Here is a 26,430-nt window from a genome sequence, read left to right as displayed (position 1 = left end):
CCTCCTCGGCGTCTGCGGGCAAGCGTACGCACGCCGGAGGGCTTCCGGGAGGGGGTGGCCGTCGCCTACTTGGCGTCCGCGGCCAACGTCACCGAGGCGGTGTCCAGGGACGACCCACGCCGGTACTCGACCGTCACCACCGAACCGGGGGCGAACTTGCGGACCAGGGCGATCAGGTCGGTCGGCTCGGACAACGGACGCCCGGCGAGCTTGAGGATCACGTCCCCGGCCTTCAGCCCGGCCCCGGCCGCCGGCCCGGAGGGCTCGACCGTGACCAGCCGTACGCCCCCGGTGGCACCGGGGGCGGTGCCCGGTCCGGGCACCTCTGCGCCGATCACCGTACGGCGTGCCTTGCCGGTGCCGATGATGTCCTGGGTGATGCGCTTGGCCTGGTTGATCGGGATGGCGAAGGCGAGGCCGATGTTGCCGGCCTCCTGCCCCTCGGAGACCAGCGACTTGATCGTCGAGTTCACCCCGATGACCCGCCCCGCGCCGTCCACGAGTGGGCCACCGGAGTTGCCGTGGTTGACCGCCGCGTCGGTCTGGATCGCCGCGTAGTAGCGGACCGGTCCGCCCGGCTCACCGGCCCGCATGGTCCGGTCCAGGGCGCTGACGATGCCGGCGGTCACGGTGTTCGCCAGGGAGAGCGGCGAACCGATGGCGAGCACCGGGTCGCCGACCGCGAGGGCGTCCGAGTCGCCGAACTCGACCGGCCGCAGCCCCGTCCGGGCGACCTTGATCACAGCGATGTCGGACTCCGGGTCCTGCCCGACCAGGTTGGCCGGGGCGGACGAGCCGTCGTTGAAGATCACGGTCGCCTTGCCGTTGCCACCGGCGATCACGTGGTCGTTGGTGATCACGTGTCCGTCGGCGCTGGCGATGAAGCCGGAGCCCTCGCTGGTGCCGGCGGCACTGCCGACCCGGACGGTGACCACGCTGGGCAGCACCCGCGCGGCGACCCCGGCCAGGGAGTCCGGCTTGCGCTGGGCGGCCACCGGCGGGTCCTGTGACTGGGCCCCGAGCACCGTCCCGCCCGCGCCGCCGCGCACCGCGAACGCGTAGCCCAGTGCCCCACCGAGGGTGCCGGCGAGCAACGCGGCGACCACGGCGATCAGCAACGCCTGGCGCAGCGCCGGTCGGCGGGGCGTGTCCGGGTCGGTCACCGGTTCGGGTTCCGCCCCCCGCACCGGCGCGGCCGGCAGCACCACGGCGGCGGGTGCCACCGGGTCCCGCCACGGGTCGGCCAGCGCGTCGGACCACCACGGCGAGGTGGCGGCCGTGGTGTGCACACCGCCGACCGGTACGCCCCGGCCGTTCGCCGGTCCGCCGTACCCGCTGCCGTTCGCCGGTCCGCCGTACCCGCCGCCGTTCGCCGGTCCGCCGTACCCGCCGCCCGGTGGCGCTCCCCCGGCCACCGGCGACTGCGGCGGTGCGGGGTTCGCGGCGGGCCGGCGCCAGTCCCAGCCGTCGGTCACGTCGGTGCCTCCCAGTCCGTCCCGAGCCCCGTGCACCGGGGGCGGACCGGCGGCACCGGCCCGGCCGCGACGGACGGGATCACCATCCAGGATTGCACGGATACCCGGCCCCGGGCCGACGGTCGTACCGGGCGTACCCCACACCGACCGACCGCGTGGCTGCGTCCCTCGACCGTCGCCTCTAGGCTCATACGGCGAACCCGCCCCGCTCCACTCCCGCCGCCCCTCGGAGGTGCCCCATCGCCACGGCCGCCAGTTCCGGCAGTTCGACGGCGCAGGCCCTGCAGTTCGCCGAGTCGTACGTCGCCGAGGACCTCGTCCTGCGCACCGCCCGCAGTCTCGCCGAGGAGGTGGGCGTCGACGCGGTGACCACCGGGACCGGCGCCGCCCTGCGGCTGCTCGCCGCCGCCGGCAGCGCCCGGGCGGTGGTGGAGATCGGTACCGGTACCGGGGTGAGCGGCATCTGGTTGCTGCGCGGCATGCGGGCCGACGGCGTGCTCACCACGATCGACGTGGAGGTCGAGCACCAGCGGATCGCCCGCCGGATCTTCGCCGAGGCGGGCTTCCCGGCGGGGCGGACCCGGATCATCACCGGCCGTGCCCTGGACGTCCTGCCCCGCCTCGCCGACGGCGCGTACGACCTGGTGTTCGTCGACGCCGAGGTGACCGGGGTCAGTGCCTGCGTGGACGCCGCGCTGCGACTGCTCCGCCCGGGTGGGGTGCTCGCCGTCAACGGTGCGCTCGCCGGCGGACGAATCGGTGACCCGGCCGCCCGCGACATGGAGACGGTGACCCTGCGCGAGGCCATCAAGGCCCTCCGGGAGTCGGACGAGTGGGTGCCCGCCCTGCTCCCGGTCGGCCACGGCCTGCTGGCCGCCATCCGCTGCTGACCACCCCACCCGCCAAGGCCCTCCACCCACCGCCGGCTGCACCCACCGCCGGCTCCGGACGCCGCCGGCTCGACGCGCCTGCGGCTTCAGGTGCCGCCGGCTTCATGTGCCTGCAGGGGTCCCCTCCTCACCAAAAAAGCGATAGGAAGGGCCCCCTGCAACCACCTCAGACAAACACCTGGGCGACCGCTCAGCCCAGTGTCGCCAGCCAGCGGAGCAGGCCCCGGACGCCCCAACCGGTGGCACCCTTGGCAAGTTCCGCCTTGGCGTCGGACGACCAGGCGGGCGCGGACATGTCGAAGTGCACCCACCGGTCCCGCAGGTCACCGGTGAACTCCCGCAGGTACAGGGCGGCGACCACGGAGCCCGCGCCCCGGTTCGGGGCACTGTAGAAGTCGGCCAGGTCACTGCCGAGGTACTCGACGTAGTCGCCGACCAGCGGCATCCGCCACGACCGCTCGCCCGCCTCGGCGGCGGTGGCGACCAGCGCCTCGGCCAGTTCGTCGTTCTCGGTGTACATCGCGGCGGTCCGCGTACCCAGCGCGATCGAGTTGGCCCCTGTCAGAGTGGCCAGGTCGACCAGCACGTCGGGGGCGAGCCGGTCCACCGCGTACGCGAGCGCGTCGGCGAGCACCAACCGTCCCTCGGCGTCGGAGTTGGTGGACTCGCTGGTCAGCCCGCCGTAGTGGTGGATCACGTCGCCCGGACGGAAGGCCGAGCCGCTGACCATGTTCTCGGCCAGCGGGGCGAGGGCGGTGATCCGGACGGGGAGGCGCAGCGCGGCGGCTCCGAGGGTCGCGGCGACCACGGCGGCGGCTCCCGCCATGTCCTTGCGCATCAGCTTCATGCCGGAGAGCGGCTTGATCGAGATGCCGCCGGTGTCGAAGGTGATCCCCTTGCCGACCAGCACCACGTGGGTCGTCGCGCCGGCCGGGTGCCAGCCCAGCTCGACCAGACGGGGGCCCTTGGCCGAGCCGCCGCCGACGGCGAGGATGCCGCCGAAGCCCGCCTCGGCGAGTTCGTCGGGCTGCCAGACCCGCAGATCCACCTCGGGCAGGTCGGCGGCGAGCCCGGCGACCTGGTCGGCGAACCACTCCGGGTTCTTCACCGACGACGGCATGTTGGTCAGGTCCCGGGCGAAACAGGTCATCCGGGCGGTGGTCCGTCCCGTGTCGAGCGCGGCGTCGTACCGTCCCGGCTCGTCGACCGCGACCTCCAGCTCGGCCAGTGCCGGGCTCGACCCGGCGTCGGTCAGCCGGAACCGGTAGGACGCCAGCAACGCCCCCTCGGCCAGGCCGCGGACCGCCTCCGGCGGCGCGTCGGCCGGCAGGGCGACGGTGACGCTGGTCTCCTCCGCGAGGGCACGGACCAGCGCGGCCCCGGCGGCCCGCCAGCCGGTCTCGTCGCCGTCACCCACGCCCAGCATCAGCAGCCGTACGGGGGTGGCCAGTGGCCGCAGGTGGAGCCGTGTCTCACCGGCGGCCCCGGTCAACGCCGCCGCCGATACCAGGGCGGTGGCCTCCGTGACCAGGTCGTCGGGGAGTGTTACCGCCGTCGGGACCAGCGACGCCGGGGCGTCCGTCCCCTCGACGCTTCGGACAGGTAGGACGAGGGTGTCGAACCGGCCGGGACCGGTCACCAGGCGGATGTCCAGCACGCTTTGCCGTACCTCCAGGGATTCTCAGGACACGAAGAGCCTGAGCCACCGGTGTACCGGTGGCTCAGGTTCTTCCGGACCACCCGGGCGGCGGACGCCGCCCGGGCCACTCCTCCATCAGCCGGCGGCTGCCTTCAACGCGTCACCGAGCGCGTTGGCCTCGTCGGGAGTCATCTCGACGACGAGCCGGCCACCACCCTCCAGCGGAACCCGCATGACGATGCCCCGGCCCTCCTTGGTGACCTCCAGCGGACCGTCGCCCGTCCGCGGCTTCATCGCCGCCATGTTGTCTCCCCTCAGACCTACACCAGGGTCGGTGGGTTGCCCCACAGCCACTACGCGTTAAACCCACCACGCGCGGACGCGCGGTGCTGACCAACGATTTTCCCTGATGAACACCGCCGGACCCAAACCGAAGCAACCTAGATATAACAGCACCTAGCATATCCCGAGATAGCCTGTCACAATGTGCGGTCATGCAGGCACGGTCGGCTCTCTTCGACCTGTACGGCGACCACCTCCGCCCCCGGGGCGGCAGGGCACCGGTCGCCGCCCTGGTCAAACTGCTCGCGCCCCTCGGTATCGCGCCCCCGGCCGTCCGTACCGCGGTCTCCCGGATGGTGCGCCAAGGGTGGCTCGATCCGATCCGGCTCGCCTCCGGACCGGGCTACGCGATAACCCCGAAGGCGGCCCGGCGACTGGACGAGGCCGCGTCCCGGGTCTACCGCACCGCCCGGACCGGCTGGGACGGCCGGTTCGACCTGATCGTGCTCGACGCGCCGAACGGTCGCCGGGAACGGCAGCGACTCGCCACCACCCTACGCTTCCTCGGCTACGGCACCCTCGACGAACAGACCTGGATCGCCACCCGCGCCGCCGAGGACGTCGACGCCGTGCTGGCCGAGGCCGGTGTCCAGTACGAGCGCTTCACCGCCGCCCACGCGGCCGGCACGCCGGGTGCGGTGGCCATGGTCCGTCGCGCCTGGGACCTCGTCGAGATCGGCCAGGCGTACGAGGACTTCGTCACCGAGCAGCGTCCGCTGCTGGCCACGGTCACCGCCCGCAGCGGTGACGAGGAGGCGTACGCGGCACGATTCCGGCTGGTGCACGCGTGGCGTACCTTCCTGTTCAAGGATCCGCAGTTGCCCCCGGCCCTGCTGCCCGAGCGCTGGCCCGGTACCAGCGCCGCCAGTTTCTTCGACCGGCACGCGGCCCGGCTCCGCCCGGCCGCCGACCGGTACGTGGAACAGTGCCTCGACCTGGGCAACCGCGCCGTACGACAGAAGGGTCGTTAGACACGTGACCGAGCCGCTCCTGGTCGACCGCACCGACGCGGTCGTCACCCTGACGCTGAACCGCCCCACGGCCTTGAACGCGCTCGACGTCGCGCTCAAGGAGGCCCTGCGCGACACCCTCGCCGAGCTGGAGACCGACCGGACCTGCCGGGCGGTGGTGCTCGCCGGGGCGGGCGGGCAGTTCAGCGCCGGCCAGGACCTGCGTGAGCACGTGCAGACGCTGGAGTCGACCAAGGGCGACCCGCTGGCGACCGTCGGCGCGCACTACAACCCGATCGCCGCCCGCCTGGCCAACCTGCCCAAGCCGGTGGTCGCGGCGGTACGCGGCATGGCCGCCGGGGCCGGGGCGTCGCTGGCCTTCCTCGCCGACATCCGGATCGGCGGGCCGAAGACCACATTCCTGATGGCCTTCGCCAAGGTGGGGCTGGCCGCCGACACGGGCGCGTCCTGGACGCTGCCCCGGCTGGTCGGGCACGCCAAGGCGGTCGAGCTGCTGATGCTGGCCGAGCCGGTGGGTGCCGAGGAGGCCCGCCAGCTGGGCCTGCTCAACCAGCTCGTGGCGGACGACGAGCAGGTGCTGCCGACCGCCCAGGAACTCGCCGCCCGGCTGGCCGCCGGCCCGACCGTCGCGTACGGGGCGATCAAGCGCCAGCTCTCCATCGCCGACGCGGGCACGCTCGCCGACGCGCTGGCCGCCGAGGCGCAGGCCCAGACGATCTGCGGGGGCACCGCCGACCACCGCGCCGCCACCCGCGCCTTCGTCCGCAAGGAGCAGCCGGTCTACGAGGGGCGCTGAACCGGCCCGGCCGGTCCACCCGGTCCCGTTCCCGCTGGTTCCGCCGGTGCCGTCCGCACCGGCGGAGCGAGCGGGCCGGACGACCACCGGGGTCGGGAAACGCGTCGGTGCTCCTCGCGGTCGGTGCTCCTCGCGGTCGGTGGCCGGGGGTCGCGTGCCGGGAAGCCGGCGGCGTCACCCGCGCCGGAGGACGTCAGTCGTCCTCCTCCGGGTCCTGGTTGGCCTCGGCGCCCAACACGAACGCCTGCATGGCCAGCTCGTCCCCGCTCGGCGAGACGTACGCGGGCAGTTCCCGGGGGCCCAGCTCACGCACGTACGACCAGAAGATCCGCACCGCCTCGGCCGGGCTCGCCGCCTCGATCGGCAGGTCCAGGCTGACCAGCCAGGTCCGCCGGGGCGGCGGTGGCCCGAGCCGGTCGGCCAGGCCGCGCCAGCGGTCGACGGCGAGCGGGGTGACCGGACCGGCGGGCACCAGCCCGTCGACCGGCAACGGATCGTCGAAGACCCGCCGGGTGTACGACACGACCAGCGGCGTCCGCGCACCGTCGGCGTCGGGATCGTCCGGATCCTGCTCGGTCCCCCCACCGGAGGCGACCCGGCCGAGCGCGACCAGCGACGGTGGTTCCCCGTCGACGACCACCGCGACCGGATCGCCGGGAGCCGGGCGAAGGTCGGTCTCCAGTCCGGTCAGCGCCAGCGTGTCGTGGTGGACGAGCCGCTCCGCCTCGTACCGGTCGGCGGGGAGCAGCACGGCCCAGGCGCGGTCGGTGTCGGTCATGTCCGTCATCCCATCACGCCGCCGGGGCGAGGACGACGTGACAGCCGGCGAGGTGGTCGTCGACCATGCCGGTGGCCTGCATCAGGGCGTACGCGGTGGTCGGTCCGACGAAGCGGAAGCCGCGCTTCTTGAGGGCCTTGGCCAGCGCGGTCGACTCCGGCGTCACCGCCGGCACGTCGGCCAGCCGGCCGGGCCGGGTCGACCGGGCGGGCGGGGCGAAGGACCAGAGCAGCGCGGAGAGCCCCGCCGGCAGGTCGAGCGCGGCCCGCGCGTTGGCGATCGCCGCCTCGATCTTGGCACGGTTGCGGACGATGCCCGCGTCACCGAGGAGGCGGGCCACGTCGGCCTCGCCGTAGCCGGCGACGGTGGTGATCCGGAAGTCGTCGAAGGCCCGCCGGAAGGCGTCCCGCTTGCGCAGGATGGTCAGCCAGGAGAGGCCGGACTGGAACGCCTCCAGCGTGATCCGCTCGTAGAGCGCGTCGTCACCGCGCAGCGGCCGGCCCCACTCCCCGTCGTGGTAGGCCGCGTAGTCAGGGGTGCTTGCGCCCCATCCGCAGCGGGCCAGCCCGTCGGCACCGGTCACCAGGTCGTCCACGCCGTCCACGGTAGGTCACCCTGTTCCAGACCATTCCCTCGGCCCGCCGGGCTGTCCCCTCGCTCAGGCGATTCCGCCATCGCGCGCCGAAACGTCCTCAGCCTCGACCGGCCAGTAGCGGGTGCCGCGCACGATTTCGAGAACCGACATCATGGCACCACGCAGTGCCGGGGTAACCGCGATGGCGCACCGTGATCGAGTTGAGTGTGGGCTTCCGTCAGCATCCATGACGACCGCACCTGCCTCACGCGCGATGACGGCGCCAGCCGCGGTGTCCCATGTCCCGTTCCAGATGCTGATGCTGGCATCGAGGGAACCTTCTGCGACGAAGGCCAGCTCGATGGCTGTCGAGCCCAACCGGCGCAGCCCCTGGGTGCGAGTGGTCAACTCGCGATCCAGATCCCGGCACAACAGATCACCGATCTCCGGCTGGGGTCCGCCGTAATCGGTGAGCGCAACCAACGCCGTGGACAGATCGGCCGTCGCGGAAACCTGTAGACGCGCACCGTCGCGATAGGCACCGCCACCGTGCGTGGCCCAGTACCGACGCGCGAGGAACGGGGCTGCGATCACGCCGAGAATCGGGAAGCCGTCGTGCACCAGGCCGAGCGAGATCGAACTCAGCGGCAAATTGTGGCTGAAATTGGTGGTGCCGTCGATGGGGTCGAGCACCCAGTAGGTGTCGGGGTCACCCACTGCGCCGGTCTCCTCGCCGAGAAAGCCGATCCCTGTGACGCTCTGGGACAACGCGGCGTGCACGAGGCGTTCGACGGCGACGTCGACGTCCGTCACGATCTCGTGGGCGTCCTTCTGCCGAACAGCGGTGAAGGGATTCGTCAGGACATAGTCGACCGCCTTGTCGATGGCGTCATGCGCGACCGGCAACAGCGCATCAGGGTCAGGCCGTGGCATGAGCTGGCGCAACTAAGTATCCTTGTCCTTTTCCGGCAGGCGCAGCACTCATTCGCCGCCTCCTGGGGTGCCGATCTCGATCATCCGCTGCACCGAAGCCCGCGCCCGCACCGCGACGTCAGGATCGACATGTACCTCGTCGGTGCCTTCGCGCAGTGCCCGCAGCAGAGCAGCCGGCGTGATCATCTTCATGAACCGGCACGACGCGCGGTCGTTCACGGCGCGGAACTCCACCGACGGGGCGGCCTTACGCAGTTGGTGCAGCATGCCGACCTCGGTAGCGACCAGCACGGTGCCGGCACTGGTCCTACGCGCTGCCTCGACCATGCCGCTGGTGGACAGGATGTGGACCTTCTCCTTCGGCACCACGCCTTCGCCGGCGAGGTACAACGCCGATGTGGCGCATCCACACTCCGGATGGATGTACAGGTCGGCACTCGGGTTCGCCGCCGCGCGCGCGGCGAGTTCCGGACCGTTGATGCCGGCATGGACATGACACTCACCCGCCCACACGTGCACGTTCGCCCGGCCCGTCTCCCGCTTGACGTGGGCGCCGAGGAACTGGTCCGGGCAGAAGAGCACCTCCTGATCCGGTGGGAAGGAGGCGACCACGTCCACCGCGTTGGAGGACGTGCAGCAGATGTCCGTTTCGGCCTTCACCGCAGCGGTGGTGTTGACGTAGGACACCACCGCCGCGCCAGGGTGCTCGCGCTTCCACGCGCGCAGTTGGTCGGCGGTGATCGAGTCGGCCAGCGAGCATCCCGCGCGAGCGTCCGGGATGAGGACGGTCTTCTCCGGCGCCAGGATCTTGGCGGTCTCGGCCATGAAGTGCACACCGCAGAAGACAATGGTCGATGCGTCGCTCGTGGCCGCGATCCGCGACAGGGCAAGGGAGTCGCCGACGTGGTCGGCCACGTCCTGGATCGCCGGCAACTGGTAGTTGTGTGCCAGCAGCACCGCGTCGCGTTCAGCCGCCAGAGCGCGGATCTCCTCCGCCCAGGCATCGTCGGGCTCCACGCCCCCAAGTGGTTCCAAGTTCTCGGCCGGGACAGCCATCGGGCCCTCCTCACATGGAGCGCTCCGCAGTGGAGCGTCCAACGCTCACGGACGCCTGCTCTCGCGGGTGTAGAAGCCTGCCAGCCACTTCCACTCCAGGCATGTTCCGAGAGCTGGTGCTCGCTTGGCCTCCCTGTCGGCCAGCATCGCTGCTGGTCAGTTGTACCGGCGGCCCTGTGACCTGTCAACGAATCCTTTCGCCGTCACGGCGCGGTGACGGACGGTACGGCTGGGCGGCGGTGACGCAGGGCGAGGCTTCCGACGAGACGGCGGTGGCCGAGTTCCGTGAGCGCCAGCACCGGAAGGCCAATCCTGCCTCAGCCGTCCTGGTGCCAGAGGAATGGTGCCCACAGTGCTCGTGAGGAGCCCGTGCGCAACGTCCTGACTCTCTTGACGAGCTCCTGCCCCGCTCTTTCGTCCTGCCCCGCATTCTGCGCGAGCCAGGTGACCATCTCGACTTCGAGGGCATCCGCCATCAGGTCGTAACCAGGCCAGCCGAGCACGTCGAAGCCGTAGCTGTCCGCGAACTCCCGATACTCGCTGACCGAGTGCCATCCGAGCCGGTCGTAGTAGAGCGCGGCGGGTACGAGATCCAACTCGCGCGGCCCCACCGCCACGGTGTCCAGATCGCCCAGCACCGGCCTGCCACGGCGATCCCGGAAGACGTTGCACACATTCGCGTCGCCGTGGACGACACCCGGCCGGAGTGCGAACGTCAGCCCGGTGTACCTGTCCGCCAGACGGTCCAGCAGAGCGCCGATGAACAGCCTGTCCTCGTTGGCCAGCGCCGTCGCGTTCGCGAGACAGCAACGCGCTCGGCGGAACGGGTCCGCACGCGGCAACGTGACGTCGGCAGGCGGTTCCAGGGCATGCAACTGCCGGAGCAGGGACGCCAACTCCGCCGGGGTGCCGTAGCTGATCTCGTCTCCCACCGACTCCCACAGCGTCACGAAGTGGTCGCCGACGCGCAGTGGCTGAGCTATCTCAAGGGGACGAACCGTGGGAACCGACGCCCCGGCCAGCCATCTGGCGACCCTGATCTCTCGCTCGGCCTCGGCCGCGCGCGCGTCCCCCCGCCCGACTCGCGCCACCACAGTTCTCGAGGAAAGCCAGAAAACCGCGTTCTCACCGAGGCGGATCAACTCCCCGCCGGAGATGCTCACGTGATTCGTCGAGCACGCCTCGCGCAGAATCAGCCACGCGCGCTCTGCGTCGAATGAATCGTTCGGGACCCGTGCCATATAACGCCCCTTGTCGGTTCGCCACGCTTCCGCGGTTTCGCCATGCGCACGCGCACCGCGTTGCCGCGAGGGCAACACTCAGGGTCACGTCGACGACGCCGGTAGGCGCGCTGTGTTCAGTACGCATGAAAACGGTAAGGCAGGTGCCCCACCGGGTCGGCACCAATACCCGAGAACCCGACAATGTGCCGTACGCCCCATTGCTCGATAAAAGCTTCGGTCTGGTCGGAAAAATGGAATATCAACACAGTTTATGGTGATCTAGGGCGGAATGCCCGTCGCAGAAGGCGGTGGGCTACCCGGTCCCACGGCCTGGTTCGACCATCAGATGGGAGTTGTCGAGTGTGGATGTTGCCAGCCTGACAACTTTGAGGCACGCTTCTGCTGCCGCACGGGAGCTGACCTGGGCGCAGATGGTCGAGACCGTGGGCGCCTGCCCGGACCTGCGGGTCGCTGCCCACTGCGCTTGACGGCCAGACGGGCACGTTGCCACCCACGCGCACCTAGGGGCACGAGGAGCTTCTCATGGGTGTCACCAGCAGCCTCAAGAACAACAGCCTTACGGTAGTCCCCTCGCATCTGGAAAAGATGGCACGCCTGTTCCGGGCCCCGGTCATCGCGTCGCTTGCCACAGTGAGTCCGGCCGGACAGCCGCAGTCCAGTCCCCTGTGGGTGAAATTCGACGATGGCGAGGTCCTGTTCTCCACAGCGGCGAACCGGCTGAAGGTCCGCTACATGCTGATCAACCCCCGGGTCAGCCTTCTTGCGTGGGATCCGGAGGTCCCGGGTAGCTACATCGAAGTACGCGGCACCGCCTCGATGTCGTCTGAGGGTGCGATGGAGCTGATCGACGAACTGTCGCTCGCCTACCGCGGCACGCACTGGGTTCCCCAACCGGACGAGACGCGGGTCCTGGTTCGGGTGACCCCTACGAAGACCTTCTCGCGGGCCTGACATCCACTCCACAAGGCAACGTCGCCACACGAGGAGGGCTCGTGCGCACGGTAAGAGCAGTGCTGTTTGATGTCGACGACACGCTTATCGACTACGCAGGTGCGGAGCACGACGGGATCGTCAGCTACCTCCGCTCCCTCGGGGTGGAGATCGATATTGACGTTGCGGCGGCCAGATTCGGGGAGCTGCAGGAGTTCCACTTCAACCGCTTCCTCGCCGGCCGGACCGACTATGTGGGGCAGGCGCGCTCGCTCGCGAAGGACATGATCGCCTGGATGAAGGTGCGCTCGACGGGTGATCCGTACCGCTGGTTCCTGGGCTATCGCGAGCGTTACGAAGCGTCGCTGCGGCTTTTCCCCGATGTCCTTGATGGGCTCGCCGCGCTGGGCAACGTGCCCCTGGGGATCGTGAGCAACAGCGACACCGCCTTTTCGCGGGTCAAGCTCCAGCGGGTCGGCCTGCTCTCCCGGTTCAACTGTGTTGTCGGCGTGGACGCGGCGGGCGTGTCGAAACCGCACCCCCGCATCTTCCACACCGGCTGCGCGGCCTTGGGGTACCCACCGGCTGTGACGGCGTATGTGGGCGACAACAGGCTTGGGGACGCAGCTGCTGCCGACGCAGCCGGTCTCCTCGGCGTGTGGGTCAACAGGTCCGGTGCCGGCGGCGGCGGGGTGACCGACCTCCGGCAGCTTGCGGCGACGCTGGAGCTGGATCCCGGCCTGGCCGCAACGGCTCCGCAACGGCAAGATCGGTCGGAGTGGCGGGAACCGCTCACGCCACAGTCCGTTTGACGTCACTGTCGAACAGTTCCGCCCAATTGCCGGAGATTGAGATGATCGGAGAACCCGCCCATGGATGAGCCCCCATTCCCGAAAGACCGCCCCAGGAGCTTTCGTGAATACCTGAGCCGTCTGGATGAGCTTGGAGACCTGCGGGAGATCGAGTGGGAGGTGGACACCGCGTTCGAAATCGGCGCGGTCACACGCCACAGCAGCGAGGTGTGCGCACCGGTTCCGCTGTTCACCAACATTCGCGGACACAGCGGGTTTCGCATGGCGGGGGCGCCCCTCGCTTACAGTTCCTCCGCCGAAACCCGGATGGCCCGGATAGCGATCGCCCTCGGACTGCCTCCGACGACCCCCGGCGAACGCATCGTCGAAGTACTCGCTGCGGCGATGCACCGGGAGCCCATCGCACCGGTTGTCGTGGACGACGCGCCGTGCCATGAGAAGGTGCTGGTCGGCGACGCGGCGGACCTGACGAAACTGCCGAACCCGCTGCTGCATGTCGGAGACGGCGGCCCTTATATCAACACCATCGGCATCTTCGTGGTCGCCAGCCCGGACCGAAAATGGACGAACTGGTCGGTCGCCCGGGCGATGCTGATCGACGGCAAGCGGATGACCGGCATCGTCAGTGCCAGCCAGCACAACAACGTGATCCGTCGGATGTGGCAGCAACGCGGTGAGCCGATGCCGTTCGCACTTGTTCAGGGCCCCGAGCCAAGCGCGATGTTCGTCGGCGGTATGCCGCTGCCCGACGGGGTGGACGAAGCAGGTTTCCTCGGTGGACTGTTCGGCGAGCCGATGAAGACCGTGCGCTGCAAGACCGTGGATCTCGAGGTTCCCGCAGATGCCGAGCTGGTCATCGAGGGCTATTTGGCCAGCGACGAGACATGGCTCGAGGGGCCCACTGGCGAATACCACGGATATCTGCCGAATGTTCGCAGACAGCGCCCCGTTTACCACGTCACCGCGATCACTCACCGGGAGGAGCCGATCCTTCCCGTCGTCTGCGGGGGCAAACCGGTTGACGAGGACCACACGATCTGTGGCCCCGGGGTCGCAGCCGTCCTGCTGGAGGAACTGCGTCGCGTCGACCTGCCAGTCATGTCAGCCTGGGTCGTCCCAGAAAGCGCCTGCACCCTGCTGGCCGTTCGCGTCTCTCCGGACTGGGCGCAGCGCACGGGGTTGACCTCGACCGACCTCGCGCGGCGCATCCTCGACGTCTGCAAGGCTCCGAACGCCGCTCACGCCGGTTGGTGGATCAGCAGGCTGATGGTCGTCGACCACGACATCGACCTCACCGACATGCGCGACCTGCTGTGGGCCTGGTCCACCCGGTGCCATCCGGTCACTGGCCGGGTGGCCGTCATGGACCAGCCGATCCCGGCCGGCGTCGTGTTCTATTCGGACGCCGAACGTAGCGCGGCACGCGGTCCGGTCGAAGTGCTGGACTGCCTACTGCCCATCGGAGACAAAGCGCCGCGCAGCACCGCCTTCTCCGTCAACTTTCCGCCGGACCTGCAGCGGCGGGTGCTGGAGAGGTTGACCGACTGACGTCCGCCGCCTCGTCGGTCAGGGCAGGCGGCCCTGCTCGACGAAGCGGCCGAACTTCCGCAGGGCCCCGGTCAGGCTGACCTTCGAGCCGGGCCAGAGCACCGGCCAGGCGACCCGGCCGGCGGCGCCACCCGGCAGGTGGAACCACTCGTGCCACACCACCTGGGTCCGGTCGCCCCGCATCGGGGTGCAGCGCAGCACGCCGGGGCCGCGCAGCAGCCGCCCGCAGTGCACCACGCCCACCTCGTACGGCGCGTCGACCCGGACCACCCGCATCTCGTCGCGGAGCGCCGCGGGGCCGATCGCGGTGACCGCCTCGATCAGGCTGCCCTCACCGCCGTCCCCCTCGACGACCCGGACCCGGGTGAACGGGATCCACTCCGACTGCCGTTCCCACGCGGTGAAGGCGGAGAAGACCCGCTCGGCAGGCGCGTCGACGATCACCGTCGCGGTGACCTCACCGGCGCCGGGCTGGGCCGCCTCCCGCAGTTCGTCCGAGCCTCCCGGTGCGGTCACGCCGACTCCGACCGTACGGCGACGTCGGGCTGACCGGCCGGGCGACGGTCCGCCCCGGCGTCGCCCGTGCCACCGCTTTCCGCCGTGCCGCCGCTGTCGACGGCGGTGGTGGTCCGGGCAGCGGGGGTGACGGCCTCGGGTGCGATGTCGGGGGCGGCGTCCGCGTCGGGGGCGGCGTCCGCCTCTCCGGTGGGGGCGGCGTCGGTCGTCGGGTGGGTCGGGTCGCCGGCCGCCGGGGTCACCGCACCGGCCGACGCGGCACCGGCGGGGAAGGCGTGGGCGACGGGGGCCGGCGCAGCGGCCAGGGCGGCCAGTCGGGCCTGCCGCAGCGCGTCGGCCTCGGCCGTGCGTCCCTCCCGCAAGGCGGCGACCTCCGCTTCCAGCACCCCGATCAACTCGGACTTGTACCCGATGTCGTAGGCCGCCCGGCGCAACGCCTGGTCGACCTGGTCCATCCGGTACCCACGGAGCGCGGTGTCGAAACGAACCGCGCCGATGTCGGACTCGGCGAGTGGACGGCCGCCGGGCAGCGGGACCCCCCGACCGTCCGGTTCGGCCGGGACCAGGCCCGGATCGCGGCCGGTGACCAGAACCGTCACACCGAACACCAGCGCCGCGACGGTCAACGCCACGACCAGCAGGAGCAGAAGCTGACCCATGCACAGATCGTGGCATGACGATCGCCGTCGGGCGAGCCCCGCACCTCAGCGTGCCGTCGATCGGCCCGGACGGCGGGCCGGGGGCACGCGGTCACGGGCGGACCGGCTAGCGTCGCAGACAGTCGGTCACGGGCGGGGTTCGGGAGGCGGCATGGCCAGGACACTGCGGCTCGGTGCGCGTACGTTCACCCCGGACGAGCTGGTGGTGATGGCGATCGTCAACCGCACGCCGGACTCGTTCTTCGACCGGGGGGCCACGTACGCCGCCGACAGCGCCCTGCGGGCCGTGGAGCGGGCCGTGGGCGAGGGCGCCGAGATCATCGACATCGGTGGGGTGAAGGCCGGCCCCGGCGACGAGGTGGACGTCGCCGAGGAGATCCGCCGTACGGTCGACACGATCGCCGCCGTCCGCGCCGCCTTCCCCGAAGTGGTCATCTCGATCGACACCTGGCGGGCCGAGGTGGCGGTGGAGGCGGTCGCGGCCGGGGCGGACCTGCTCAACGACACCTGGTCCGGCGCGGATCCGGCGCTGGCCCGGGTCGCCGCCGAGACCGGCGCGGGGCTGGTCTGCTCGCACGCCGGCGGGCTGGCGCCACGGACCCGGCCGCACCGGGCGGCTTTCGACGACGTGGTGGCGGACGTGCTGACCACGGTGACCGGGCTCGCCGACCGGGCGGTGGGGCTCGGGGTGCGCACCGACGGGATCCTCATCGACCCGGCGCACGACTTCGGCAAGAACACCCGCCACTCGTTGGAGATCACCCGGCGGCTCGACGAGCTGGCCGGCACCGGGTGGCCACTGCTGGTCGCCCTGTCGAACAAGGACTTCGTCGGGGAGACCCTCGACCTGCCGGTGTCCGAACGGCTGGAGGGGACGCTCGCCGCCACCGCCCTGTCGGCCTGGCTCGGCGCGCGGGTGTTCCGGGCGCACCAGGTGCGGCAGACCCGGCGGGTGCTGGACATGGTGGCCTCGATCCGGGGGGACCGCCCGCCCGTCCTGACCCGACGCGGCCTGGCCTGAGAACCCGGGCCGCCCCGGGCCTGAACCGCACCCCGCCGGCCCGTGCCGGCCCCGGCCGTCGCCGGTCAGCTCCAGCGCAGGATGTTCCGCCGCCAGGCGTAGAGGATGCCGAGCGCGAGCACGGCCACGAAGACGCCCATCTCGGCGACGGTGACCAGACCGAAGCCGGGCCGGTCGAAGACCACCGCCCAGGGGAAGAGGAAGACCGCCTCGACGGCGAAGAGCACGTACAGGTACGCGTAGACGTAGTAGCGGATCTGCATCTGGGCCCAGTCGCCGCCCACCGGGTCGAGGCCGCACTCGTAGCTGGTGCGCTTGCCCGGCGGATCAGCCGGACGGGCAGGCCGTAACACCCGGTTGGCCGAGAACGCCACAACGAAGAAGAGGACGCTCGCGGCCAACAACAGCCCGAGCGTCGCGTACGAGCCCAGGTATCCGCCCACGATCCGACAGCCTACCGGCCGACCACCGGCCCGACCCGTTACGCAACTGTTTCCCCGCGGACCAGTGTCGTACGACAACTGTTACCGAATAATGAACCCTCATCCGCTGTGACCGGAGGAGAGATGACGCGCCCCGACGCACGCCCGGCTGGGCGCCTCCGCGACCGATGGCTGGTGTCCCTGCTGTCGGTCTCGCTGGCTGTCGGCGGGGCCGCCGCGGCGGCGGTGTCCCCGAGCCTGGCCACCGCCACGCCGGTCTCCGCCGGTCAGGCCAATGCCCCGGCCACCGATCCGGCGGGGAACGGCGATCCGGAGCCCCCGACCGACCCGCCCACCCCGACCGAGCCGGTGCCCACCACCGCACCGCCGACCGTCGAGCCGCCGGTCGAGACACCTCCACCGCCGACCACCGGCGCACCGGATCCGCTACCCACCGTAGTCGTCACGTCGGCCGCGCCGCTGCCCACCGCCACCCGGACCCCGACGCCCCGGCCGCCGCTGCCGACCCGGTCCCCGCCGTCGACGCCCGCCCCCGGGCAGCCGGCTCCCGGCCGGCTCGGTGTCCGGGTCACCACCGGGGACGTCCACCTGCCCACCGGCTTCTGGAACGCCGCGAGCACCACGACCACCCTCCAGGTCACCGTGACCAACACCGGCGGGGTGACCGGCCAGGTCGGCCTGGCGTACACCCTGCCGGCGGGGGTCACCGACGCCGGTACGCCAGGGTGCGCCCCGGCCGGGGACCGCGACTACCGGTGCGGTGCGTGGACGACGGCCCCGGGCGCGCGGTTCAGCAGCCTCATCCGGCTCCGGGTCAGCGGGGACGCCTGGCGGCGGATGCCGCTCAGCGGCACGGTCACGGTCACCGCGACCTCCCCGGGCGAGGCCGCCCCGGTAGGCGACGACGAGGGCTTCGCGGTCCTCTTCCCGCCCGGCCCGCCGGTGCCCGGCATCGCGCTGGAGGCCGACGAGCTGGCCTTCGACGTCGACGGCGGGCCGAGTGCGATGGAGGTCCGGCTCGGCAACACCGGCACGGTGGACGCCGCCGGCCTGGTCGAGGTGGTCCTTCCCGACGGGGTGAGCGTCCCCGAACCGCCGGCCGGCTGCGTGTCCCAGCCGACCACCGGGCGTACCCGCTGCGAGGTCGGTGCGGTGCCGGCGGGCCGCACGGCCGTCCTGCGGCTGCCGGTGGCCGCGACGCCGGAGGCGCAGCTGCGGGCACCACTCTCCGGTGGCGTGGTCGGCCAGCTCGACCCGCGCAACGGCCAGAGTCGCCGGGTGCAGATGAGCTTCCGGATCACTGCCGCCGCCGCGCTCGCCACCCCGGTGGCCGGGACACCCCAGCCGACCGGCTCGCAGGGCGTCCTCACCGGTTCGACCAGAGGCTCGGGCCCGGACGGCGGATTGAGTACGGCGCAGCGGACCGCGATCATCCTGATCGTCGTCTCCGGTCTTCTGGTGGTGCTGGCACTGACGCTCGCGACCACCTCGCTGCGCCGGCGGTTGACCGGACCGCCGGGCGGAGCGACCGGCACCGGAGGCGGTCCGAAGTGATCTCCATCGATCAACTGACGGATCCCCGACCGGTGATTTCGATTACGGCCCTAGTCCTAAAACGCCACAAAACCGTACAATTCACTGCGTAGGACGGTCCCATTCGGCGGACCTGCGGCCCGATGGGACCCCCTACCCGACGTAGGCTCCTAGATGTTGAGCGGAGCGGGCCGGGCCGGTTGTCCGGAGGGCCCGCCCCAGCAGTGCGTCCAAGGAGGTCAGGTGGCCGGGCAAGGCGAGGCCAGCATCAGGTTCGGCCGCCCGCGCGACCGGGCCGCGCGAAACGAGGTGCAGGCGTGACCAAGCAGATCCGCCAACTCGACCGGGTGGTGATCCGGTTCGCCGGTGACTCCGGCGACGGCATGCAGCTCACCGGCGACCGGTTCACCTCGGAGACGGCGCAGCTCGGCAACGACATCTCCACGTTGCCGAACTTCCCCGCCGAGATCCGGGCCCCCGCCGGCACCCTGCCCGGAGTCTCCAGCTTCCAGGTCCACTTCGCCGACTACGACATCCTCACCCCGGGTGACGCGCCGAACGTCCTGGTCGCGATGAACCCGGCCGCCCTCAAGGCCAACCTGCACGACCTGCCCCGGGGCGCGGACATCATCGTCAACACCGACGAGTTCACCAAGCGCAACCTGGCCAAGGTCGGCTACCAGACCAACCCGCTGGAGGACGACACCCTCGCCGGCTGGGTGGTGCACCCGGTCGCGCTGACCTCGATGACGGTCGGCGCGCTCGCCGACCAGGCCGTGTCGAAGAAGGACGCCGAGCGGGCCAAGAACATGTTCGCCCTCGGCCTGCTCTCCTGGATGTACTCCCGGCCGTACGACTCCACGCTGCGCTTCCTGGAGCGCAAGTTCGCCAAGCGTCCCGAACTGGTCGCCGCGAACATCGCCGCCTTCAAGGCCGGCTGGAACTTCGGCGAGACCACCGACTCCTTCTCGGTGCGCTACGAGGTCAAGCCGGCGAAGATGCACCCCGGCACCTACCGCAACATCACCGGCAACGCCGCCCTCTCCCTCGGGCTGGTCGCCGCCGGGGTCCGCTCCGGGCTGCCGGTCTTCCTCGGGGCGTACCCGATCACCCCGGCCTCGGACATCCTGCACGAGCTGAGCAAGCACAAGCGCTTCGGCGTGACCACCATGCAGGCCGAGGACGAGATCGCGGCGGTGGGCGCGGCGCTCGGCGCGTCGTACGGCGGTGCCCTCGGCATCACCACCACCAGCGGCCCGGGCGTCGCGCTCAAGAGCGAGACGATCTCCCTGGCGGTGGCGCTGGAGCTGCCCCTGGTGATCGTCGACGTGCAGCGGGCCGGCCCCTCCACCGGCATGCCGACCAAGACCGAGCAGGCCGACCTGAACATGGCCCTCCACGGCCGGCACGGCGAGGCCCCGGTCGCGGTGATCGCCCCGAAGTCGCCCGCGGACTGCTTCCACGCGGCCATCGAGGCGGCCCGGATCGCGCTGACCTACCGCACCCCGGTGCTGCTGCTCTCCGACAACTACGTCGCCAACGGCTCCGAGCCGTGGCTGCTGCCGGAGGTGGACTCCCTGCCCGACCTGCGGGTCGAGTTCGCCACCGAGCCCAACGGCGAGGACGGCAAGAGCTTCCTGCCGTACCTGCGCGACCCGGAGACGATGGCCCGGCCGTGGGCCATCCCGGGCACCCCCGGCCTGGAGCACCGGATCGGCGGGCTGGAGAAGGCCGACAAGACCGGCGACATCTCCTACGACCCGGCCAACCACGACTTCATGGTCCGCACCCGGGCCGCCCGGATCGAGACCATCCCGGTGCCGGAGGTCGAGGTCGAGGACCCGGACGGCGACGCCCGGGTGCTGGTGCTCGGCTGGGGCTCGACGTACGGGCCGATCGGCGCGGCCTGCCGCGGGCTGCGGCAGCGCGGGCACTCCATCGCGCAGGCGCACCTGCGGCACCTCGCCCCGATGCCGGCCAATCTCGGTGAGGTGCTGCGCTCCTACGAGCGCGTGGTCATCCCCGAGATGAACCTCGGCCAGCTCGCCCAGGTGATCCGGGGCCGTTACCTGGTCGACGCGATCGCGTACAACCAGGTCCGGGGCCTGCCGTTCACCGCCGCGGAGCTGGAGACGATGCTGGAAGAGGTCCTGAAGAATGTCTGAGCCCGTCGCCCTCAAGCTCACCGCCAAGGACTTCAAGTCCGACCAGGAGGTGCGCTGGTGCCCCGGCTGCGGTGACTACGCGATCCTCGCCGCGGTGCAGCAGTTCATGCCCGAGCTGAAGATCCCCCGCGAGAACATCGTCTTCGTCTCCGGCATCGGCTGTTCCTCGCGCTTCCCGTACTACATGAACACCTACGGGATGCACTCGATCCACGGCCGGGCCCCGGCGATCGCCACCGGGCTCTCGGTCAGCCGCCCGGACCTGTCGGTCTGGGTGGTGACCGGCGACGGTGACGCCCTCTCCATCGGCGGCAACCACCTCATCCACGCGCTGCGCCGCAACGTCAACCTCAAGATCCTGCTCTTCAACAACCGGATCTACGGGCTGACCAAGGGGCAGTACTCGCCCACCTCCGAGGTCGGCAAGGTCACCAAGTCGACCCCGGCGGGCTCGGCGGACGCGCCGTTCAACCCGATCTCGCTCGCCCTGGGCGCGGAGGCGACCTTCGTCGCCCGCACCATCGACTCCGACCGCAAGCACCTCCAGTCGGTGTTGCGGGCCGCCGCCGAGCACCAGGGCTCGGCGCTGGTGGAGATCTACCAGAACTGCAACATCTTCAACGACGGCGCGTTCGACCCGCTCAAGGAGCCGGACACCCGCGACGACTTCCTGATCCGGCTGGAGCACGGGCAGCCGATCATGTTCGGCAAGGACGACCAGTTCTGCGTGGTGCACCCGCCGGGCGGCTTCGGCCTGGAGGTCCGCAGGACGGACCTCACCCCGGCCGAGCACATCCTGGTGCACGACGCCACCGTCGCCGACCCGGCGTACGCGTTCGCGCTGAGCCGGCTGCCCGGGCTGGACCTGAGCAACACCCCGATCGGCGTGTTCCGCTCGGTCAACCGCCCCACCTACGACAGCGTGGTGCAGACGCAGGTCGCGGAGGCCAGGGCCGCGGTCTCCGAGACGCCGGAGCAGCAGCTCGCCGGTCTCCTCAACAGCGGGGACACCTGGACGATCCTCTGACCCGAACCGCCACCGGCGGCAGAACACGGACCGGGGCCCGCAACCGATCGGTTGCGGGCCCCGGCCGTTCCACCTGCCCGGTCAGAAGACCAGGTTGAAGTAGTCCCAGTCGGTGGAGATGGTCTTGCCCTTCGCGTCGAGCCACTGGCCGTAGCCGTTGGTCGTGTAGATCCGCATCTGGTGGAGGCTGTTGACACCCAGCATGTCCACCATGTTGTCGCCGTCCCAGTCACCCGGGGTGATGATGTTCGTGAAGCCGCCCCAGCCGCTGCCGATCAGGTCGCCCTTCGGGTTGGTCCACCCGCCCGCGCCGTCGGACTGGTACAGCTTCAGCTCACCGACCGAGGTGCGACCGATGATCACCTCACGCCCGTCGCCCTTCCAGGCACCCGGCGTCAGGAACAGGTTGAAGGTGTTCCAGCCGGTGCCGATCAGGACACCCCTCGGGTTCTCCCAGCCGCCCGCACCGTTGCTGGTGTAGCGGACCAACTCGCCGTTGGACCGGCGGACCAGCAGGCTCGGCCGGTTGTTGCCGACCCAGTTGTTGGTCACCATCAGGGCGGTGAAGTTCTGCCAACCGGTGCCGATCAGCTTGGCCCCGCCGACGAACTTGCCCGCGCCGTCGGTGTCGTACCGGTACAGCTCACCGTTCGGCCGCATCGCGAAGATGGACGGCTTGTTGTCGCCGTTCCAGTTGTAGACGCGGAAGATGCGGCTGAAGCCGCTCCAGCCCGAGCTGATCGGGCGGGACATGTAGAAGCCCCCGTACCCGTTGTTGCCGAAGCCGCTGCCGTAGTGCAGCCAGAGGTCGCCGGCGGCGTCCCGGGACATCAGGTCGGTGTGACCGTCACCGGTCCAGTCGGCGTTGATCAGCGGCGGCCGGGTGAAGTCCGCCTTCACCACGTTGACGTAGTTGTTCAGCCGCACGTAGTAGCCGGGGTACACGCCACAGGGCCGGAAGCCCCAGCTGGTCACGCCCACCTGCTTGCCACCGACGACGAGCGGTCCGCCGGAGTCGCCGTTGCAGGTGTCGCTACCCAGGTTCGTCTCGGTGCCGCCCGTGCCGGCACAGATCATCTCGGCCGGGTAGTAGAGGCCCGTGACGTTGCAGTCGGCGTCGGACCGCATCGGGACGGTGGCCTTGCGCAGCCGGCTGTCCGAGAGCGCGTCGTCGGACGACGTCTTGCCGTAGCCGGCGATCACCCCGGTCGTGCCGACCGCGTACGGCACCTGGTCGCCCTGGTTGCCCATCGCGATCGGGGTGTACTCGACGGGCAGGTTTTGTCAATCCCCTGGAAGCGTGGAGGGCTGTTTAAGCTGCCTGAGCCAGGCGGGCTTGGGCGATGAAGCGTTCGTAGTCGATGGGTGACATGCCATCGCAGGCGCTGTGGCGTCGGCGGGTGTTGTAGAAATCGACGATCCAGGTGGCGATCTTGAGTCGGGCTTCGGCGCGGGTGCGGAACCGCTGCCGGTGGATGTACTCGACCTTGATGGTGGAGTTGAACGCCTCCGCGGCGGCGTTGTCCAGGGCGCAGCCGACCCGGCCCATCGATTGCAGGACACCCAGCCGGCGGCAGGCGGTGGCGTATTCGGCGGCGGTGTACTCGCTGCCGCGGTCGCTGTGGAAGATCACTCCGTCCACGGTGCCGCCGCGGGTCGCGGCGGCCATGCTCAGGGTGGCCTGGGTCAGGTCGGCGTCGTGCCGGTCGCCCATGGCGTAGCCGAGCAGCCGGCGGGAGTGCAGATCGATCACCGTGGCCAGGTACAGCTTGCCCTCGTCGGTAACGATCTCGGTGATGTCGCCGCACCACAACACGTCCGGTGCGACGGCGGTGAACTGCCGCCGGACCCGGTCCGGTGCCACCGGCCGTTTGCCCTGCTTGGTGAGGGCGCGTCGGCGGCGCGGGGTGCGTCCGGCCAGACCCAGCCGCGCCATGCGGGCCGCGACGGTGTTGACCGACACCTGCCACCCGTCGGCGTGCAGGTCCTGGGTCACCCGCGGGGAGCCGTAGGTGCCGCCGGAGGCGTCGAACGCTGCCCGGATCGCCTCGTCGAGGGCATCGCGGCGGGCCTGCCGTGCGGTGGGTCGCCGGTCACGCCACTTGTAGAACCACGACTGCGACAGCCCCAGCGCCCGGCAGGTCACCGCGTGCGGCACGGCATGCTCGGTCCTCTGGGCGGCGACGAAGCGGGCCACGGTCACTTCGTCGCCTCCTTGACCCACAGGACCACGGATCGCTTGAGGACATCACGCTCCATCGCCAGCTCAGCGTTTTCCTTACGCAGCCTGGCCAGCTCGGCGCGTTCGTCCTCACCGAGACCACCCGCGGCGGCCTCGCCCCGAGCCCGACGCTCCTGCGCCACCCAGTTCGCCAAAGTGCCGTTGTTGATACCCAGATCCCGAGCGACCTGCGCGATCGGCTTACCCGTCTCCCGCACGATCCGCACGGCGCCCTCACGGAACTCCCGGTCGAACCGTCTCCTCGTTTCAGCCATGACCATCTATCCCCTTAGGTCCGGCCTCCACGCTATCGGGGGAACCTCAGTCGAAGATCTGGTCGTTACCGGCGATGACCCGGGTGGTGCCCGGCCCGTCGGTGACGCAGTGCGCGGCCGTCAGCACCTTGTTGCCGGCGATGATCGTGCCGGTGCAGTAGTACCAGTAGGACTCACCGTCGACCTGGAGGGTGGTGACGATCCCGACGATGTACGGGAACTCCGAGGCACTGGCGAGTTCCCCCTTCACGATGCGGGGTGACGCCGCGCTGCCGGACTGGAACCGGGGTCCCTTGGCGCCCGGCTCGGGGAGCTTCAGCTCGCCCTTTCGCAGGTTCGGCAGCATGTCCAGGCTTCTCTTCCCGGACCCGCCCGCCGCGTCGTACACGCCGTTCCCGGCGGGGGCGGCCTGCGCGACGGTCGCGGGCGCGACAGCCACGACCCCGGCGAGGGCCAGGCCCGCGACGATGCCGGCCGACAACCGCCGTCTGACTCCTGCGGATGTTGCCACTTCAGCCACTGATGGTTTCCCGTCGTTCGATTACGAGGCACTTGGAACAGCTCAGCTGCAATGCCCGACCGGACGGGGAGACGGCGATCGACGCCCGAGCCCGAAGAGCCCCGCGCGAAAGATATTGCCCCCGTCGCCTGAGCCAGTGATGGTGCGTCGACTGCGGTCGATTGTCACACCCGTTGGCGATTCCAAGCCGTCGAACCGTAGCAAGCATCCCAGCGGGGAGAAAGAACCGTAAAGGTAATTCTGCGATCAACCCAAGGGTCTGACCGGGGGACACACCCTCCGGGCCCGGGACCGGTCAGGGTGCGACGGTCGCCTGAGGACGGTCGTCGCGGACGTACACCAGCATGTCGCCGGTCTCGATGAGGGCGCCGGCCTGGTCGGAGAGGGTGACCACCTTGCCCCGGCGGACCAGCGCGATGACCAGCGACTCCAGCTCCCGGGGCGAGCGTCCCACCTCGGCGCGTTCCGCCGAACGCATGGCGAGCGCCATGCCCTGACCGGGGGTGAGCAGGTCCTCGACCACGTCGATCAGGGGTGGCGCGGAGGTGGAGAGGCCGAGCAGCCGGCCGGCGGTGGCGGAGGAGACGATCACGTGGTGCGCGCCGCTCTGCTTGAGCAGCGGGGCGTTCTCGGCCTCCCGGACCGCGGCGATGATCCGGACCTGCCCGGCGGTGAGCTGACGGACGGTCAACGCCACCAGCACGGACGCGTCGTCGCTGTCGGTCGCGATGATCACCGCCTTGGCCGACCGGACGTGCGCCTCGTTGAGCACCGCCGACCGGGTGGCGGACCCCTCGATGGCGACCAGCCCGGCCGAGGTGGCCTGTCGGATCGCCGCGCCGCTGCGCTCCACCACGACGATCCTGGACTTGTCCAAACCGTTCTCCATCAGGGCGGAGATCGCGCTGCGGCCCTTGGTGCCGTAGCCGCAGATGATGACGTGATCCTTCACGGTTCTCCCCCACCGGCTCAGCCGACGGCCGGTCCGGTACTGCTCGGTCAGGACTTCCAGGGTGGTGCCGACCAGGATGATCAGGAAGATCACCCGGGCCGGCGTGACGAAGAGGACATTGATCAGCCGGGCCGAGTCCGAGGCCGGCGTGATGTCGCCGTAGCCGGTGGTGGAGAGCGAGACCACCGCGTAGTAGAAACAGTCGAGGAGGGTCAGGCCGTCCTCGTTGACGTCGCGGTAGCCGTCGCGGTCCAGGTAGACCGCGCCGACCACGGCGAAGACCAGGGCGACGGCGGCGGCCAGCCGCAGGCTGAGCGCACTGAGCGGCCCTCGCCGCTGCGCGGGAAAGTGAATCACCGTCGGGCCCGCCCCGCCTCCGCTGCCGCCTGCACGTGCACAACATAGCCGGTACGCCGCAGGTCGGCCGCCGAGGTGGCCACCGCCAGGTTCTCCCCCGTGGTGCCCACGGTCCGCCCAGGGGCCACCGCAACCGGCGGAAACCGGCACAATGAGCAGGGTCGGAAGCCGCACCACCGACGAGGAGGCCCGGATGTCGTTGCTACGGCGAGTGATCGGCGGGGTCCTGCGCCGGCTTCGCGTCCGGCAGGGCCGCACCCTGCGCGAGGTCGCCGAGGTGGCCGGGGTCTCGGTGCCCTACCTCTCCGAGGTCGAACGGGGGCGCAAGGAGGCCTCGTCGGAGGTGCTCGCGGCGATCTGCCTGGCCCTCGGCATCCGCCTCTCCGACCTGCTCGAGGAGGCCCGCGACGACCTGCGCCGCGTGGAGCCCCGCACCCCGGTCACGCCGCCCCGGGTTCCGACGGGTCGACGGGTCCTGCCGACCGGTCCCCGTCCCGCACCGGCCGCGTCCCGGCCCACCCCGGTCACCCGTCCAGCCGCCGGCGGATCCACCTGTCCGTCGAACCGGGTCCCGAACGCCCGGGCGGCGGTCGGCGGTCGTCCCGCCGTGACCACCGGCACGGGCTCCTTCGGGCGGTCCCGCCGGCCCGTCCGGAGCGGCGTCGGGCAGCACCGCGTCCTGCTCGTCGTCGGTCGCTCACCCCGCTGCTGACCGGCTTCTGCTCTCGGCAGATATGCCGGCGGCAGAAACCC

29 protein-coding genes are annotated in these 26,430 nt (G+C 70.9%); 11 read left to right on the top strand and 18 right to left on the bottom strand.

The window, feature by feature from the left end; genetic code table 11:
* Positions 1-65: 65 nt before the first annotated feature.
* Both GA0074694_RS11155 and GA0074694_RS31565 read right to left on the bottom strand, forming a co-directional pair.
* Positions 66-1,475 carry a S1C family serine protease gene (locus GA0074694_RS11155; RefSeq protein WP_245714646.1) on the bottom strand — a complete coding sequence of 470 codons (1,410 nt, stop codon included), beginning with the start codon at positions 1,473-1,475 and terminating at the stop codon, positions 66-68.
* A 187-nt stretch (positions 1,476-1,662) separates the two neighbouring features.
* A complete protein-coding gene (locus tag GA0074694_RS31565) occupies positions 1,663-1,803 on the bottom strand; it encodes a hypothetical protein (protein ID WP_176737868.1) in 141 nt (46 codons plus the stop codon).
* On the opposite strand from GA0074694_RS31565, the gene GA0074694_RS11145 reads away from it, so the two are divergent.
* Complete coding sequence (locus GA0074694_RS11145; protein WP_091456587.1) at positions 1,757-2,365, top strand: O-methyltransferase; 609 nt, start codon at positions 1,757-1,759, stop codon at positions 2,363-2,365. The genes GA0074694_RS31565 and GA0074694_RS11145 overlap by 47 nt on opposite strands.
* A gap of 190 nt (positions 2,366-2,555) precedes the next feature.
* Here GA0074694_RS11145 and GA0074694_RS11140 read toward each other — a convergent pair whose 3' ends face one another.
* Positions 2,556-4,022 (bottom strand): leucyl aminopeptidase family protein, encoded by a 1,467-nt coding sequence (locus GA0074694_RS11140; RefSeq protein WP_091456584.1) that lies wholly within the window; start codon positions 4,020-4,022, stop codon positions 2,556-2,558.
* 117 nt (positions 4,023-4,139) lie between these two features.
* A complete protein-coding gene (locus GA0074694_RS11135) occupies positions 4,140-4,307 on the bottom strand; it encodes a DUF3117 domain-containing protein (RefSeq protein ID WP_007455245.1) in 168 nt (55 codons plus the stop codon).
* 191 nt (positions 4,308-4,498) lie between these two features.
* Here GA0074694_RS11135 and GA0074694_RS11130 point away from each other — a divergent pair, with 191 nt between their 5' ends.
* Both GA0074694_RS11130 and GA0074694_RS11125 read left to right on the top strand, forming a co-directional pair.
* Complete coding sequence (locus GA0074694_RS11130; RefSeq protein ID WP_091456581.1) at positions 4,499-5,317, top strand: PaaX family transcriptional regulator; 819 nt, start codon at positions 4,499-4,501, stop codon at positions 5,315-5,317.
* Between the two features lie 4 nt (positions 5,318-5,321).
* Complete coding sequence (locus tag GA0074694_RS11125; RefSeq protein WP_091456578.1) at positions 5,322-6,113, top strand: enoyl-CoA hydratase-related protein; 792 nt, start codon at positions 5,322-5,324, stop codon at positions 6,111-6,113.
* Between the two features lie 193 nt (positions 6,114-6,306).
* On the opposite strand, the gene GA0074694_RS11120 is transcribed toward GA0074694_RS11125, so the two are convergent.
* From GA0074694_RS11120 to GA0074694_RS11100, 5 genes are all read right to left on the bottom strand, one after another.
* On the bottom strand, positions 6,307-6,900 hold the full coding sequence (locus GA0074694_RS11120) for a hypothetical protein (protein WP_091456575.1): 594 nt from the start codon (positions 6,898-6,900) through the stop codon (positions 6,307-6,309).
* A 4-nt stretch (positions 6,901-6,904) separates the two neighbouring features.
* Positions 6,905-7,486 carry a DNA-3-methyladenine glycosylase I gene (locus GA0074694_RS11115; RefSeq protein WP_091458967.1) on the bottom strand — a complete coding sequence of 194 codons (582 nt, stop codon included), beginning with the start codon at positions 7,484-7,486 and terminating at the stop codon, positions 6,905-6,907.
* Between the two features lie 63 nt (positions 7,487-7,549).
* Complete coding sequence (locus GA0074694_RS11110) at positions 7,550-8,410, bottom strand: inositol monophosphatase family protein (protein ID WP_218105668.1); 861 nt, start codon at positions 8,408-8,410, stop codon at positions 7,550-7,552.
* A gap of 36 nt (positions 8,411-8,446) precedes the next feature.
* The gene (gene nadA / locus GA0074694_RS11105) at positions 8,447-9,454 is read right to left on the bottom strand and encodes a quinolinate synthase NadA (protein ID WP_091456572.1); all 1,008 of its coding nucleotides are present in this window, start codon (positions 9,452-9,454) and stop codon (positions 8,447-8,449) included.
* A 317-nt stretch (positions 9,455-9,771) separates the two neighbouring features.
* Positions 9,772-10,695 carry a phosphotransferase enzyme family protein gene (locus GA0074694_RS11100; RefSeq protein ID WP_218105667.1) on the bottom strand — a complete coding sequence of 308 codons (924 nt, stop codon included), beginning with the start codon at positions 10,693-10,695 and terminating at the stop codon, positions 9,772-9,774.
* A gap of 525 nt (positions 10,696-11,220) precedes the next feature.
* Here GA0074694_RS11100 and GA0074694_RS11095 point away from each other — a divergent pair.
* From GA0074694_RS11095 to GA0074694_RS11085, 3 genes are read left to right on the top strand one after another with little or no spacing between them, the layout of a single operon-like run.
* Positions 11,221-11,649: a PPOX class F420-dependent oxidoreductase gene (locus GA0074694_RS11095; RefSeq protein ID WP_218105666.1), complete on the top strand. Its 429-nt coding sequence runs from the start codon at positions 11,221-11,223 to the stop codon at positions 11,647-11,649.
* Positions 11,650-11,708: 59 nt separating this feature from the next.
* The gene (locus GA0074694_RS11090) at positions 11,709-12,440 is read left to right on the top strand and encodes an HAD family hydrolase (protein ID WP_176737867.1); all 732 of its coding nucleotides are present in this window, start codon (positions 11,709-11,711) and stop codon (positions 12,438-12,440) included.
* A gap of 60 nt (positions 12,441-12,500) precedes the next feature.
* Entirely contained in the window at positions 12,501-13,988 is a 1,488-nt protein-coding gene (locus tag GA0074694_RS11085; protein ID WP_091456566.1) for a UbiD family decarboxylase, read from the top strand.
* An 18-nt stretch (positions 13,989-14,006) separates the two neighbouring features.
* Here the strand turns inward: GA0074694_RS11085 and GA0074694_RS11080 are convergent, their stop codons facing one another.
* Together GA0074694_RS11080 and GA0074694_RS11075 are read right to left on the bottom strand one after the other, a co-directional pair.
* Positions 14,007-14,504: an SRPBCC family protein gene (locus tag GA0074694_RS11080; RefSeq protein WP_091456562.1), complete on the bottom strand. Its 498-nt coding sequence runs from the start codon at positions 14,502-14,504 to the stop codon at positions 14,007-14,009.
* On the bottom strand, positions 14,501-15,163 hold the full coding sequence (locus GA0074694_RS11075; RefSeq protein WP_091456559.1) for a DivIVA domain-containing protein: 663 nt from the start codon (positions 15,161-15,163) through the stop codon (positions 14,501-14,503). Before GA0074694_RS11075 ends, GA0074694_RS11080 begins: the two co-directional genes overlap by 4 nt.
* A gap of 151 nt (positions 15,164-15,314) precedes the next feature.
* On the opposite strand from GA0074694_RS11075, the gene folP reads away from it, so the two are divergent.
* Positions 15,315-16,184, top strand: a complete 870-nt coding sequence (gene folP, locus GA0074694_RS11070; protein WP_091456556.1) for a dihydropteroate synthase — start codon at positions 15,315-15,317, stop codon at positions 16,182-16,184.
* Positions 16,185-16,249: 65 nt separating this feature from the next.
* On the opposite strand, the gene ndhC is transcribed toward folP, so the two are convergent.
* A complete protein-coding gene (gene ndhC, locus GA0074694_RS11065; RefSeq protein ID WP_091456552.1) occupies positions 16,250-16,627 on the bottom strand; it encodes an NADH-quinone oxidoreductase subunit A in 378 nt (125 codons plus the stop codon).
* Between the two features lie 174 nt (positions 16,628-16,801).
* On the opposite strand from ndhC, the gene GA0074694_RS11060 reads away from it, so the two are divergent.
* The 3 genes from GA0074694_RS11060 (at position 16,802) to GA0074694_RS11050 (ending at position 21,352) form a co-directional block, all read left to right on the top strand.
* On the top strand, positions 16,802-18,181 hold the full coding sequence (locus GA0074694_RS11060) for a hypothetical protein (RefSeq protein WP_245714645.1): 1,380 nt from the start codon (positions 16,802-16,804) through the stop codon (positions 18,179-18,181).
* Between the two features lie 296 nt (positions 18,182-18,477).
* Positions 18,478-20,325 (top strand): 2-oxoacid:acceptor oxidoreductase subunit alpha, encoded by a 1,848-nt coding sequence (locus GA0074694_RS11055; RefSeq protein ID WP_091456547.1) that lies wholly within the window; start codon positions 18,478-18,480, stop codon positions 20,323-20,325.
* Positions 20,318-21,352 carry a 2-oxoacid:ferredoxin oxidoreductase subunit beta gene (locus GA0074694_RS11050; RefSeq protein ID WP_091456544.1) on the top strand — a complete coding sequence of 345 codons (1,035 nt, stop codon included), beginning with the start codon at positions 20,318-20,320 and terminating at the stop codon, positions 21,350-21,352. Before GA0074694_RS11055 ends, GA0074694_RS11050 begins: the two co-directional genes overlap by 8 nt.
* Before the next feature lie 81 nt (positions 21,353-21,433).
* On the opposite strand, the gene GA0074694_RS11045 is transcribed toward GA0074694_RS11050, so the two are convergent.
* The 6 genes from GA0074694_RS11045 to GA0074694_RS33620 all read right to left on the bottom strand — a co-directional run bounded on the left by GA0074694_RS11045 (position 21,434) and on the right by GA0074694_RS33620 (position 25,805).
* Entirely contained in the window at positions 21,434-22,603 is a 1,170-nt protein-coding gene (locus tag GA0074694_RS11045) for a trypsin-like serine protease (protein ID WP_091456542.1), read from the bottom strand.
* 61 nt (positions 22,604-22,664) lie between these two features.
* Positions 22,665-23,555: an IS3 family transposase gene (locus GA0074694_RS11040; protein WP_091455425.1), complete on the bottom strand. Its 891-nt coding sequence runs from the start codon at positions 23,553-23,555 to the stop codon at positions 22,665-22,667.
* The gene (locus GA0074694_RS11035) at positions 23,552-23,848 is read right to left on the bottom strand and encodes a transposase (protein WP_091458880.1); all 297 of its coding nucleotides are present in this window, start codon (positions 23,846-23,848) and stop codon (positions 23,552-23,554) included. Before GA0074694_RS11035 ends, GA0074694_RS11040 begins: the two co-directional genes overlap by 4 nt.
* Before the next feature lie 46 nt (positions 23,849-23,894).
* Complete coding sequence (locus GA0074694_RS11030) at positions 23,895-24,329, bottom strand: trypsin-like serine protease (protein WP_091456538.1); 435 nt, start codon at positions 24,327-24,329, stop codon at positions 23,895-23,897.
* Positions 24,330-24,663: 334 nt separating this feature from the next.
* Positions 24,664-25,677 (bottom strand): potassium channel family protein, encoded by a 1,014-nt coding sequence (locus GA0074694_RS11025; protein ID WP_091456535.1) that lies wholly within the window; start codon positions 25,675-25,677, stop codon positions 24,664-24,666.
* A complete protein-coding gene (locus tag GA0074694_RS33620) occupies positions 25,674-25,805 on the bottom strand; it encodes a hypothetical protein (RefSeq protein WP_281189877.1) in 132 nt (43 codons plus the stop codon). Before GA0074694_RS33620 ends, GA0074694_RS11025 begins: the two co-directional genes overlap by 4 nt.
* Positions 25,806-25,828: 23 nt before the next feature.
* Here GA0074694_RS33620 and GA0074694_RS33915 point away from each other — a divergent pair, with 23 nt between their 5' ends.
* The gene (locus GA0074694_RS33915) at positions 25,829-26,389 is read left to right on the top strand and encodes a helix-turn-helix domain-containing protein (protein WP_425413590.1); all 561 of its coding nucleotides are present in this window, start codon (positions 25,829-25,831) and stop codon (positions 26,387-26,389) included.
* Positions 26,390-26,430 lie beyond the last annotated feature (41 nt).

Source organism: Micromonospora inyonensis (genome assembly GCF_900091415.1).
GTDB lineage: Bacteria > Actinomycetota > Actinomycetes > Mycobacteriales > Micromonosporaceae > Micromonospora > Micromonospora inyonensis.
Note: the sequence above shows the minus strand (reverse complement) of the source record. Positions and strands in the feature narration are given on the sequence as shown.